The sequence below is a fragment of the Nocardia sp. NPDC004260 genome (assembly GCF_053603155.1).
The window spans coordinates 1-11,682 of record NZ_JBSGEZ010000125.1; the positions used below are offsets into that span (position 1 = coordinate 1).

General features: G+C 69.1%; 11 protein-coding genes. 1 reads left to right on the forward strand and 10 read right to left on the reverse strand.

Annotated features, from left to right (window positions below; translation table 11 throughout):
- Positions 1–63 precede the first annotated feature (63 nt).
- From whiA to ACWEO7_RS36285, 6 genes are all read right to left on the reverse strand, one after another.
- Complete coding sequence (whiA, locus tag ACWEO7_RS36260; RefSeq protein WP_452430000.1) at positions 64–1,047, reverse strand: DNA-binding protein WhiA; 984 nt, start codon at positions 1,045–1,047, stop codon at positions 64–66.
- Positions 1,038–2,084, reverse strand: a complete 1,047-nt coding sequence (locus ACWEO7_RS36265; protein WP_450026134.1) for a gluconeogenesis factor YvcK family protein — start codon at positions 2,082–2,084, stop codon at positions 1,038–1,040. Before ACWEO7_RS36265 ends, whiA begins: the two co-directional genes overlap by 10 nt.
- The gene (rapZ, locus tag ACWEO7_RS36270) at positions 2,081–3,061 is read right to left on the reverse strand and encodes an RNase adapter RapZ (RefSeq protein WP_355070745.1); all 981 of its coding nucleotides are present in this window, start codon (positions 3,059–3,061) and stop codon (positions 2,081–2,083) included. Before rapZ ends, ACWEO7_RS36265 begins: the two co-directional genes overlap by 4 nt.
- A gap of 111 nt (positions 3,062–3,172) precedes the next feature.
- A complete protein-coding gene (gene uvrC / locus ACWEO7_RS36275; protein WP_452430002.1) occupies positions 3,173–5,182 on the reverse strand; it encodes an excinuclease ABC subunit UvrC in 2,010 nt (669 codons plus the stop codon).
- Between the two features lie 57 nt (positions 5,183–5,239).
- Positions 5,240–5,665 (reverse strand): hypothetical protein, encoded by a 426-nt coding sequence (locus ACWEO7_RS36280; protein ID WP_452430004.1) that lies wholly within the window; start codon positions 5,663–5,665, stop codon positions 5,240–5,242.
- A gap of 122 nt (positions 5,666–5,787) precedes the next feature.
- Complete coding sequence (locus tag ACWEO7_RS36285; RefSeq protein WP_452430006.1) at positions 5,788–6,477, reverse strand: HAD family hydrolase; 690 nt, start codon at positions 6,475–6,477, stop codon at positions 5,788–5,790.
- 153 nt (positions 6,478–6,630) lie between these two features.
- On the opposite strand from ACWEO7_RS36285, the gene ACWEO7_RS36290 reads away from it, so the two are divergent.
- Positions 6,631–8,583: a gamma-glutamyltransferase family protein gene (locus ACWEO7_RS36290; protein WP_452430008.1), complete on the forward strand. Its 1,953-nt coding sequence runs from the start codon at positions 6,631–6,633 to the stop codon at positions 8,581–8,583.
- An 88-nt stretch (positions 8,584–8,671) separates the two neighbouring features.
- On the opposite strand, the gene ACWEO7_RS36295 is transcribed toward ACWEO7_RS36290, so the two are convergent.
- From ACWEO7_RS36295 to ACWEO7_RS36310, 4 genes are all read right to left on the reverse strand, one after another.
- The gene (locus ACWEO7_RS36295) at positions 8,672–9,211 is read right to left on the reverse strand and encodes a GNAT family N-acetyltransferase (RefSeq protein ID WP_452430009.1); all 540 of its coding nucleotides are present in this window, start codon (positions 9,209–9,211) and stop codon (positions 8,672–8,674) included.
- A 62-nt stretch (positions 9,212–9,273) separates the two neighbouring features.
- Positions 9,274–9,765: a PH domain-containing protein gene (locus tag ACWEO7_RS36300; protein WP_452430011.1), complete on the reverse strand. Its 492-nt coding sequence runs from the start codon at positions 9,763–9,765 to the stop codon at positions 9,274–9,276.
- A 2-nt stretch (positions 9,766–9,767) separates the two neighbouring features.
- Positions 9,768–10,247, reverse strand: coding sequence for a 6,7-dimethyl-8-ribityllumazine synthase (gene ribH, locus ACWEO7_RS36305; RefSeq protein WP_355070733.1), 480 nt, complete (start codon positions 10,245–10,247; stop codon positions 9,768–9,770).
- Between the two features lie 31 nt (positions 10,248–10,278).
- Entirely contained in the window at positions 10,279–11,523 is a 1,245-nt protein-coding gene (locus tag ACWEO7_RS36310) for a bifunctional 3,4-dihydroxy-2-butanone-4-phosphate synthase/GTP cyclohydrolase II (protein WP_452430013.1), read from the reverse strand.
- Between the last annotated feature and the right edge of the window lie 159 nt (positions 11,524–11,682).

Below are 11,682 nucleotides of genomic sequence, written 5' to 3' on the forward strand. Positions count from 1 at the left end.
ACGCGACCGGTGCAACGGTGCACGCATTCGCTTTCGACGTCACCGATTCGGCTGCCGTTGAGCTCAGGCTTCGTCGAGCAGTTCGGCCGTGACGGCCGATTCGGTGTCCGGTACGCCCAGTTCCTTGGCCCGCCGGTCGGCCATCGACAGCAGCCGCCGGATGCGGCCCGCGACAGCGTCTTTCGTCATCGGCGGATCGGCCAGCTGGCCGAGTTCCTCCAGCGAGGCCTGCCGGTGCTGCACCCGCAGTCGGCCGGCGGCGGCGAGATGATCGGGCACGTCGTCGCTGAGGATCTCCAGCGCGCGTTCCACCCGCGCCGCCGCGGCGACCGCGGCCCGCGCGGAGCGGCGCAGATTGGCGTCGTCGAAGTTGGCCAGCCGATTCGCGGTCGCGCGCACCTCGCGGCGCAGCCTGCGCTCCTCCCACACCATCCTGGTGCCGTGCGCGCCCATCCGGGTCAGCAGCGCGCCGATCGCCTCACCGTCGCGCACCACCACGCGATCGGTGCCGCGCACCTCCCGCGCCTTGGCCGTGATGCCGAGCCGCCGGGCCGCGCCGACCAGCGCCAGCGCCGCCTCCGGGCCGGGGCAGCTGACCTCGAGCGCCGAGGAACGTCCGGGCTCGGTGAGCGAGCCGTGGGCGAGAAACGCACCGCGCCAAGCGGCTTCGGCGTCGGCGATGCTGCCGCCGACCACCTGCGCGGGCAGGCCGCGCACCGGACGGCCGCGGACGTCGAGCAGACCGGTCTGCCGGGCCAGCGCCTCGCCCTCCTTCGACACCCGCAACACGTACCGGGAGGTCTTGCGCAGTCCACCCGCGCCGAGCACGTGCACGTCGGAGCCGTAGCCGTAGAGCTCGAAGATCTCCCGGCGCAGCCTGCGCGCGATGGACCCCATGTCCACCTCGGCCTCGACGATCACCCGGCCGCCGACAATGTGCAGGCCACCCGCGAAACGCAGCAGAGCGGACAGTTCCGCCTTGCGGGAACTCACCTGCGACACCGTGAGCCTGCTCAGCTCGTCTTTCACATCGGCTGTCATCGCCACGGGACGCGCTCCTTTCCACCCAACCCGGAACGCACATCCTGACCCATGTGCCGTCCCTCGACTCGAAGCCCTGCCATTTGCGGCCGAGGTTGCCGGATCAGTTGATCCAGTGCGGCGGCAAGCTTTCCGGGGTGATGCCGGTCCGTTCCCGCTTCGGCGACATCGGAGAAGGTTACTCGTGCCCGCAACTGTTCGGCAGCCCTGGCCACATGTTCCCGCTCGCGGCCCTCCGGCACGGAGCCGGAATCGACCAGCACCTCATCGACGACGAATTCCGGTGCGTGCTGGGACAATACATGCAAATGCCGCTCCGCGGAGAACCCCGCGGTCTCCCCCGGCTCCGCGGCGAGATTGAGCACCAGCACTTTCCGCGCCCTGGTGTACACCAGGGCTTCCCGTAGCTCGGGGACGAGGACATGCGGAATCACGCTGGTGAACCACGATCCCGGGCCCAGCACCACGACATCGGCGTGTTCGATCGCCGAGGTCGCCTCCGGACCGGCCGGTGGATCGGACGGAATCAGCCGCACCCGCCGCACCTTACCCGGCGTGGTGGCGATGGCAACTTGGCCGCGAATGCACCGGCTCACCCGCGGATCGGCCTCGAGCCCGGATACATCCGCCTCGATGTCCAGCGCGATCGGCGACATGGGCAGCACCCGGCCGGTGATGCGCAACATGCGGGCGACTTCGTCCAGGGCGGCCACCGGATCGCCGAGCACCTCGGTGAGCCCGGCCAGGATCAGGTTGCCCACGGAGTGCCCGGCCAGCGCGCCGGTTCCGCCGAACCGATGCTGCACGGTCCGCGTCCAGACGCCGTCGGCGTCCGCGGCCAAGGCGGCCAGCGCCATCCGGAGATCACCCGGCGGCAGCACCCCAAGCTCGGCGCGTAGTCGCCCCGAGGAGCCGCCGTCGTCGGCGACGGTGACCACCGCGCAGATCTTCCTGGTCAGCCGCCGCACCGCGGTCAGTGTCGCGTACAGGCCGTGTCCGCCACCCAGCGCGACGATGCTGGGATTGGATTCCCAACCGGTCATTCTCGCCCCAGATCTCGATGCACGACCCGGACCACGTCGGCGGACTCCTCCGCGCCGCCGGTGACCTCGCTCATCAACTCGCCCAGTGCCTCGGCAATCGCGACGCTCCGGTGCTTGCCTCCGGTGCAGCCCACTGCGACCGTCATGTATCGCTTCCCCTCTTGGCGGTAACCGTTCGTGGTCAGCTCGACCAGGTGGTGGCAGGTGCGCAGGTAATCCTCCGCACCGGGACGCGACAGCACGTACTCGCTGACCACCGTCTCCTGACCGGTATGTTCCCGCAACTCCGGTATCCAATGCGGATTGGGTAGAAATCGGACATCTAACACCATGTCCGCGTCCAGCGGAACTCCGTACTTGAAGCCGAACGACTGCACGGTGAGCTGCAACGCGGAGGGCGCGCCGCCACCGTAGGCCTCCTCCATCTTGCGGTGCAGCTGGTGGATGGACAACTCGGTGGTGTCGATCACCAGGTCGGCGGCGGCCTTCACGGCGGACAGTCGCACCCGTTCGGCGGCGATGCCGGCCGACAGCGTGCCGTCCTTGCTCTCGCTCTGCAGCGGATGCCTCCGCCGCGCGAAACCGAAACGGCGGATCAGCACGTCATCGGATGCCTCGAGGAAGAGGACCCTGGTGCGCACGCCGAGTGTCCGCAACTGCTCGGTGACCACCGACAGATCGCCGGTGAAGAACCGGCTGCGCACGTCCATGACCAGCGCGAGACGGCGGATCGGCGGCTTGGCGGAGGCACCCAGCTCCACCATCCGCCCGAACAGCTCGGGGGGCAGGTTGTCGGCCACGTACCAGCCGAGGTCCTCGAGCACGCGGGCGGCGGTGCCTCGGCCCGCGCCCGAGAGCCCGGTCACGATCACGACCTCGACCTGCGGGTTCGCCCCGCCGACGGCGCTGGACGAGGCCACTCGTCCCGCGCTCGTCGGCGGGTTGCCCGCACTGCTGTTCGATTCGACGCGTGTCATGTCCTACCGGATCCGTCTCTGGGGTGCCTTCCGATCATCGCGCACCGGTTTCGGTATCGGCCGCAGACACAACGTACGCGAAACCGAAACTTCCGGTGCACTGTCGACTGACTATTCGGACTCGAGCGCCGCAAGGACCGCTTTCGCGGTCGCCAACCCGATGCCGGGCACCTCGGTGATCTCCTCGACCGTGGCCTGCTTCAGCTTGGCCACCGATCCGAAATGGGCGACCAGCGCGGTCCGGCGCGCCGTTCCGAGCCCCGGCACCGAGTCCAGGGCCGAGGCGGTCATCCGGCGGGAGCGTTTGCTGCGATGGAACGTGATGGCGAAGCGGTGCGCCTCGTCGCGGACCCGTTGCAGTAGGTACAGCGCCTCGCTCGTGCGCGGCAGGATCACCGGGTCGCTCTCGCCGGGCACCCACACCTCCTCGAGCCGTTTGGCCAGGCCGACCACCGCCACATCGGTGATGCCCAGCTCGTCGAGCACCTCGGCCGCCGCGGCGACCTGGGGCGCGCCCCCGTCGACGACGAACAAGTTGGGCGGGTAGGAGAACTTGCGCGGGCGTCCGGTGCTGGGATCGATGCCGGGACGGGAGGTGAGGTCCAGCGCGTCGTCATCGCTTCCGGTCGCGGCGAGGTCCTCTTGCTCCATCATGTCGCGTTCGCGGCGCAACTTGAGGAACCGGCGGCGGGTCACCTCGGCGATGCTGCCCACGTCGTCGGAGCGGCCTTCGCCCGCCGCCTCCCGGATCGTGTAGTGGCGGTACTCCGACTTTCGGGCCAGACCGTCCTCGAAGACCACGAGCGAGGCGACCACATCGGTCCCCTGCACGTGGCTGACGTCGACGCACTCGATGCGCAGCGGCGCGGTGTCCAGCTCGAGGGCGTCCTGGATCTCTTGCAGCGCTTGCGATCTCGAGGTCAGATCGCCTGCTCGCTTCAGCTTGTGCTGGGCCAGCGCCTCCATCGCGTTGCGCTGCACGGTCTCGGCCAGCGCCTTCTTGTCCCCGCGCTGGGGCACGCGCAGCTTCACCGCCGAACCGCGCAGGTCCGACAACCACTGCTGGATCTGCTCGACGTCGGCGGGCAACTCGGGCACGAGCACTTCCCGGGGCACCACGGCGGCGGGCTGCTCGTCGGCGGCCTGCTCGGCCACCGCGACCTGCTCGCCGTAGAACTGGGTGAGGAACTGCTCGACCAGCGCGGCGAGTTCCCCGCCCGCCTCCGGGACGTCGACCGCGTCGCCCGACTTGTCGACCACCCAGCCGCGCTGGCCGCGCACCCGGCCGTCGCGCACATGGAAGACCTGCACCGCCACTTCCAGCTCGTCGGTGGCGAAGGCGATGACGTCGGCGTCGGTGCCCGTGCCGAGCACCACCGCCTGCTTCTCCAGCGCGCGGCGCAGCGCCTGGACGTCGTCACGCAGCCGAGCGGCGGTCTCGAAGTCCAGGTCCTCGGCGGCCGCGTGCATGCGGCGCTCCAGCTCCCGGACCAAGCGATCGGTGCGGCCTGCGAGGAAGTCGCAGAAGTCCTCGACGATCGCGCGGTGCTCTTCGGCGCTCACCCGCCCGACGCACGGGGCGGAGCATTTGTCGATATAGCCGAGCAGACAGGGACGCCCGATCTGACTATGCCGCCGGAAGACTCCGTTGGAGCAAGTGCGCGCGGGGAACACTCGCAGCAGCAGATCGAGCGTCTCGCGGATGGCCCAAGCGTGCGCGAAGGGGCCGAAATAGCGGACGCCTTTGCGTCGCGCGCCGCGGTAGACGAACAACCGCGGATATTCCTCGTTCAAGGTGACAGCGAGTACCGGGTAGGACTTGTCGTCGCGATAACGGACGTTGAAGCGCGGATCGAACTCCTTGATCCAGTTGTATTCCAGCTGCAGCGCCTCCACCTCGGTGGAGACGACCGTCCACTCGACGCTCGCGGCCGTGGTGACCATCTGCCTTGTGCGTGGATGCAGCCCGGCGACGTCGGCGAAATACGAGTTCAACCTGCTGCGCAGGCTCTTGGCCTTGCCGACGTAGATGACCTGCCGATGGGCGTCACGGAATTTGTAGACACCTGGTTCGACGGGGATCGTGCCCGGCGCGGGCCGGTACGTCGCTGGATCTGCCACCCATCCAGCGTATAGACCGGGACCGACAGCCCGGACGACGGCGGCTCCCCGCGGCGGTCATGGCACGGGGACGCCGAACCAGCCCTTGGCTTCCGGGCGGCACAGCAGGTGCACGACGGCTACCGAGGTGGCCACCGAGTACCCCGCGGCGACGAGGCCGACGACGGGCGGGACGGTCGCGAGGTCCCTGATCGCCCAGCACCCGACGACCGCCTGCAGGAGCGCCAGCGCGATCGTCAGCTTGCGCACGGCCGGCGCGCCCTCGGCGAATCCGAGCATGAGCAGCCCCAGCGCCCACGCGACGCAGAACTGGGTGGACGCCGTGGCGGCCGCGTCGCCCCCGCGCGTCAGATTCATCAGCACGGGATAGGCGAGTCCGAATCCCGCCATCCCGGCGACGGCTTCCCGCACGTCCCGAACCGCCTCCGGCATGGCCGTTTCCACGCCGACGGAGGGCTCCTCACCGGAGAACGCCAAGCTCACAGCCGTACCCCCGTTGGTACCGAACCTTCCGGCGCACCTGCGAACACGCCGGAATCGCACCGTAACACGGTGACATCCCGCACAACTCGGACTTCGGCAAATACCGACGGGATCCGGCCGGGTTACTCCACGAGACCGTGCCGCCGCAGCGCGGCCAGCAGCGCGTCCGGGCGCTCGGTGGTGGGCAGGGCCTCGACCAGAGCGAAGCGGCTGCCCAGCGCCTCGGCGCCGCCGTCGGCTTCGGCGCTGTCACCGATCATCAGCGCGGCCTCGGCGGCCACACCCAGTTCACCCAAGGCGGAACGGAAGATCTCCGGATCGGGCTTCATGACACCGACCTCGTAGGAGAGGGTGAACGCGCCGACCAGCCGATCCCAGCCGCGCGCCGCGAACGACGGACGGATGTCGAACGGGACATTGCTCACCACCGCGACGGGAACGCCCTGCGCCGCAAGCAGATCGAGGACGGCTTCGCTGTCGGGGTACGGCGTCCACTCCAGCGGGTCCAGCAGCCGGGCGTACAGTCGTTCGGCGTCCTCGTCGGTGGGCACTCCCGATGTGCGAAGCACCTTCATCATCACCTTGCGATGCAGCGCGGGGTCCAGGTCGCGGTGGTCCCAGGCGTACTGCGTCTCGTCATCGAATTCGATGACATGGTGGACCGGCGCCGTCATCCGCCGCATGATCTCGGCCTTCTCATCCACGTCGAACGCCTGCCCGTCCGGCCGCGTCAGGTCCGCATACCAGGATTCGTCGGCCTCCAGGCGGAACAAGGTCCCGGAGAAGTCGAACAGCACCGCCTCGATCGCCACTCGGCCCAGCCTACCGGCCGAGCGTGGCGCACCGCCGGTTCACGCGGCGACCAGCCATACCGTCTCCACCTCGACACACGCTGCGACCAGGGGGATTTCGCCGGTGGGAAGGAAACCGGCGCGGCTGTCGGTACCGAGCGTTAGAGTCCCGGCATGGGGCGCAAGCGAGGAACTTGGGTCGCCGCGGCGGCGGCGTTCGCACTAACCGTCGGCATGGCCACCGCCTGCTCGTCCGGCGAGAGCCAGGCGGGCGGCGTCTGCGAGACGGTGCCGAACGGCACGCCGGTGACGGCCACCGCGGCAGGGCCAACGGGCAGCGGCACCAAGGATCTCAGCACCAACCCGGAAATAGCGACCGGCTATCGCGCGAACATGACGCCGGTGCGTACCCATACCTTCGCGGTGTCCACGGCGAACCCGCTGTCGACGAAAGCCGCGTGTGAGGTGCTGCGCGACGGTGGCACCGCGGCCGACGCGCTGATCGCGGCGCAGACAGTGCTCGGCCTGGTCGAGCCGCAGGCGTCCGGCATCGGCGGCGGTGCGTTCCTGGTCTACTACGACGCGAACACCAAGTCCGTGGACGCCTACGACGGCCGTGAGGTGGCGCCCGCCGCGGCCACCGAGAACTATCTGCGCTGGATCAGCGACATCGATCGCGCCGAACCCAAGCCGAACCCGCGGGCCAGCGGCCGCTCCATCGGCGTGCCCGGCGTACTGCGGATGCTCGAACTGGCGCACCACGACCACGGCAAGACCGCGTGGCGCGACCTGTTCGACCCCGCCATCGGACTGGCCGATCAGGGCTTCCCGATCAGTCCCCGCCTCGCGGGACAGATCGCGGAGTCGGCCAAGGACCTGGCCGCGGACGAAGACGCCAAGGCGTATTTCCTCAACCCGGACGGTAGCCCGAAGGCCACCGACACCGTCCTGACCAACCCCGCCATGGCCAAGACGCTCGGCGCCGTCGCCACCGAGGGCGCGCAGGCCTTCTACACCGGCGCCATCGCCCAGGACATCGTCGCGGCCGCGGGCCGGGCCTCCGGCGGGCGCACTCCCGGCCTGATCGCCACCCAGGACTTGGCCGGTTACCAGGCGAAGAAGCGCACCGCGCTGTGCACGAGCTACCGCGAGCACGAACTCTGCGGCATGCCGAGTCCCTCGTCGGGCGGCATCACCGTCGCCGCGACCTTGGGCATCCTGGAGAACTTCGACCTGGCCGCCCTGCGTCCGGACAACATCGACCGCAACGGCGGCAAGCCCAACGCCCAGGCTGTGCACTTGATCACGGAGGCCGAACGCCTCGCCTACGCCGATCGCAACAAGTACGTGGCCGACACGGATTTCGTGCCACTCCCGGACAATTCGGCGCAGACCCTGCTGAATCGCGACTATCTGCGACAGCGTGCCAGGCTGATCGATCCGAACCGCAGCATGGGCACCGCGCAGCCGGGTGACTTCGGCCCCGTGCCGCTCGGCGTCGGCCCGCAACCGCCCGAGCACGGCACCAGCCACATCTCGGTGGTCGACAAGTACGGCAACGCCGCGGCGATGACCACCACCGTGGAGTCGGCGTTCGGTTCGTTCCACCTGGTCGACGGCTTCGTGCTGAACAACCAGCTCACCGACTTCAACGCCGACCCGCTCGGCCCCGACGGCGTGCCGATGGCCAACCGGGTGCAGCCGGGCAAGCGCCCGCGCAGCTCCATGAGCCCGACGCTGATCTTCGGCAAGGCGCCCGACGGCTCGCGCGGCGAACTCACGCATGTCGCGGGCTCGCCCGGCGGTTCGGTGATCATCCAGTTCGTGGTGAAAACGCTGGTCAATATGTTCGACTGGGGCCTGGATCCGCAGCAGGCGGTCTCCGCGGTCGCGTTCGGCGCGGGCAACAGTCCGTCCACCGGTATCGGCGGTGAGCATCCGGCGATCAACGCCACCGACAACGGCGACCACGACCCGCTGGTGCTGCGGTTGCGCCAACTGGGCCATCAGGTCTCGGTGGCGCCCCAGTCCAGCGGCCTCAGCGCCCTGAAACGCAACGGCTCCGACGGCTGGATCGGCGGCGCGGATCCGCGACGAGAAGGCGCGGTCCTCGGCGATACGCATTGATCGAACCAGCGGGCTCGGTCGCGCCCGCCCGTCCGCGTCCGGCTGTGGCACATCGAGTGATCGGCGTGCCCACCGGAGCGCACCGCGGCTATGTACTCCGGACCATCGGATACACGATCGGACCTCGGCCGATCGGCAGCTCACCTTGCCGCACGAAACCGAACCGCTCGTAGAAGGGCACCGTGCCGCTGGTGTTCGAGATGAGGAAGCAGTCCTGCTCGGCCGCCGCCAACCGACGCTCTAGCAAGGCGGTCGCCAGTCCCCGGCCCTGTGCGCGGGGCAACGTCCCGATGGCGGCCAGATACAGATGTGGTGTCGCCGGTCGCGCACGCTCCATGTGCCGCCCGGCGGCCAGCGCCCGAGCGGCGCTCGACCCCAAGGCGCGCAGCAAGGTCAACGGCTTCGCCGTCGGTGAGACCACGTGCGCCGGTTCCCACAGCGCCACACAGGCGAGGTTGCCTTCCGCGTCGTGCGCGAGGTCGACCAGACCGTTCTTCCGGCGCGACGCGATGCGCGAATCCCAAAACGGCGGCAACGCTTTTCGCCGCCGTGACGCTCCCGGCCAGAAGTAGGTCATCAGTGGATCGTCGGCGAAAGCCGCCGCGAGGACGAACGCACTTGGCTCCATGGCGGCGAGGTTAGATCAGCATGCGAGCCCGCGCGAGCCGGATGGCCGCACACCGCACCCGCTCACTTCCTCCCGGAATACTTCGCGCCCAGTTCCCGCAACCGAGCCATCGCCCGCGCCGCGTGCTCCTTGTCGTTCGAGCGGATCGCCAACAGCGGGACGTAGTCGTCGTCGACCAACTCCAGACGCGCCCAGGACTTCCGATCCGGGAACGACACGCCTCGGATGTAGTCCCAGGGAAAATCTTTGTCGCCCAGAATATTTCGCACCGACACGCCCTGCGCGCCGACCCGCACCCGTGGCCTGGTCAGCAACAGCACGGCCGCGGCGCCGAGCACACCGATCCCGATCATCGCGAGCTGATCGGCCACCCTGAAGTTGACGCCGGTAGACCCGGTGCGCAGCCAGATACCACCCACGGTGAACGCGGCCGCCACCAGCACCGCCGCGATCCAGGCCGTCCGCACCGCGCGCCGGGGCCGCACCTCGAAATCCCACTCCGACGGGTCGTCGGCCGGGCCCACGTTCCTGCGAAAGATACGGACGACCGGCATCGCTACGCGGACTGTCGCAGAGCGCGCAGTGTCAGCGCGGCGTCCAGCGCCGCGGCGGCCGCCTGCTCGCCCTTGTTCTCTTGGGACTCCGGCAGCCCGGCCCGATCCAGGGCCTGCCGCTCGTTGTTGGTGGTGAGCACTCCGTTCGCGACCGGCGTGCCCTCGTCCAGCGAAACCCGGGTGAGCCCCGCGGTCACCGCGTCGCAGACGTACTCGAAATGCGGGGTGTCACCGCGGATCACCACACCGAGCGCCACCACCGCGTCATGCGACTTGGCCAGCTCCTGGGCCACCACGGGCAGTTCCATCGCGCCCGCGCAGCGCACCACCGTGATCTGCTGGACGCCCGCGTCCTTGGCCACCCGCTCGGCGTTCGCCAGCAAGGTGTCGCAGATCTGGGTGTGCCAGCGCGAGGCGACGATGCCCAAGGAGAGGTCCTTGGCGTCCGCCAGCGCGAAAGTCGGTACCCCGGTACCGCTCATCGATGTCCGCCTTTCGGAGTCTGTTCGCAGTTCAGTGCGCGGTCTCGCCGAGATCCAGCTCGTCGAGGCCGATCAGGTCGTGACCCATTCGGTCCCGCTTGGTGCGCAGGTAGCGCAGGTTCTCCGCGTTCGCGCGCAGAGGCATCGGCACCCGCTCGGTGATCCGCAGGCCGTAGCCGTCCAAGCCGACCCGCTTGGCCGGATTGTTGGTGAGCAATCGCATCGACCGGATGCCCAGATCTACCAGGATCTGCGCGCCGGTGCCGTAATCGCGGGCATCAGCGGGCAGGCCGAGTTCCAGATTCGCGTCGACCGTGTCGTGACCGGAGTCCTGCAGCTGGTAGGCCTGCAACTTGTGCATCAGGCCGATGCCGCGGCCTTCGTGACCGCGCATGTACAGCACGACACCGCGCCCCTCGGCCGCGACCATCTCCAACGCGGCATCAAGCTGCGGACCGCAGTCGCATCGCAACGACCCGAACACGTCACCGGTCAGGCACTCCGAGTGCACGCGAACCAAGATGTCGTCGCCGTCGGTGATGTCGCCACGCACCAGCGCGACGTGCTCGACCTCGTCGTAGATGCTCTGATAGCCGACGGCCATGAACTCGCCGTGCGCGGTGGGGATGCGCGCCTCGGCCACGCGCACCACATGCTTCTCGTGCCTGCGCCGCCACGCGATCATGTCCGCGATCGAGATCAGCGCGAGCTCGTGCTCGTCGGCGAAGACGCGCAATTCCTCGGTCCGGGCCATGTGGCCCTCGTCCTTCTGGCTGACGATCTCGCAGATCACGCCCGCCGGACGCAAGCTGGCCATGCGTGCCAGATCCACCGCGGCCTCGGTATGACCCGGCCTGCGCAGCACACCACCATCTTTGGCGCGCAACGGCACCACGTGGCCGGGCCTGGTGAAATCGTCGGCCTTCGCGTCGGCGTCGGCCAGCAACCGCATCGTGGTGGCGCGGTCGGCGCCGGATATGCCGGTCGTGACGCCCTCGCGCGCGTCCACCGAGACGGTGTAGGCGGTGCCGTGCTTGTCCTGGTTCATCGCGTACATCGGCGGCAAGCCGAGCCGATCGCAGTCGTCGCCGGTGAGCGGCACGCAGATGTAACCGGACGTGTAGCGGATCATGAAGGCGACCAGTTCCGGGGTGGCCTTCTCCGCCGCGAAGATGAGGTCGCCCTCGTTCTCGCGGTCCTCGTCGTCGACGACGACGACCGCCTTACCGGCGGCGATATCGGCGACTGCGCGCTCGATGCTGTCGAACCTGGTCACGTCTGCTGTGCTCCATCTCGAAATAGGTGCCTCACCACAGTACTGTGCTGGATTTGCCGCGACTGCGTCGCGGCGTGTTCGCGGCCCCCTTGTGGCTCGCGTCCGAGCGACCGCCTCTGGCGACTTCGTCGCGGACGCGGCGGCCGCTCGGACGCGAGC

Bases quoted from the DNA above. Each gene is read 5' to 3' on its own strand.
- ACWEO7_RS36265 (WP_450026134.1), bottom strand. From the start codon at position 2,084: ATGACCGGTTGGGAATCCAATCCCAGCATCGTCGCGCTGGGTGGCGGA.
- rapZ (WP_355070745.1), bottom strand. From the start codon at position 3,061: ATGACACGCGTCGAATCGAACAGCAGTGCGGGCAACCCGCCGACGAGC.
- ACWEO7_RS36290 (WP_452430008.1), top strand. From the start codon at position 6,631: ATGGGGCGCAAGCGAGGAACTTGGGTCGCCGCGGCGGCGGCGTTCGCA.
- ACWEO7_RS36295 (WP_452430009.1), bottom strand. From the start codon at position 9,211: ATGGAGCCAAGTGCGTTCGTCCTCGCGGCGGCTTTCGCCGACGATCCA.
- ACWEO7_RS36300 (WP_452430011.1), bottom strand. From the start codon at position 9,765: ATGCCGGTCGTCCGTATCTTTCGCAGGAACGTGGGCCCGGCCGACGAC.
- ribH (WP_355070733.1), bottom strand. From the start codon at position 10,247: ATGAGCGGTACCGGGGTACCGACTTTCGCGCTGGCGGACGCCAAGGAC.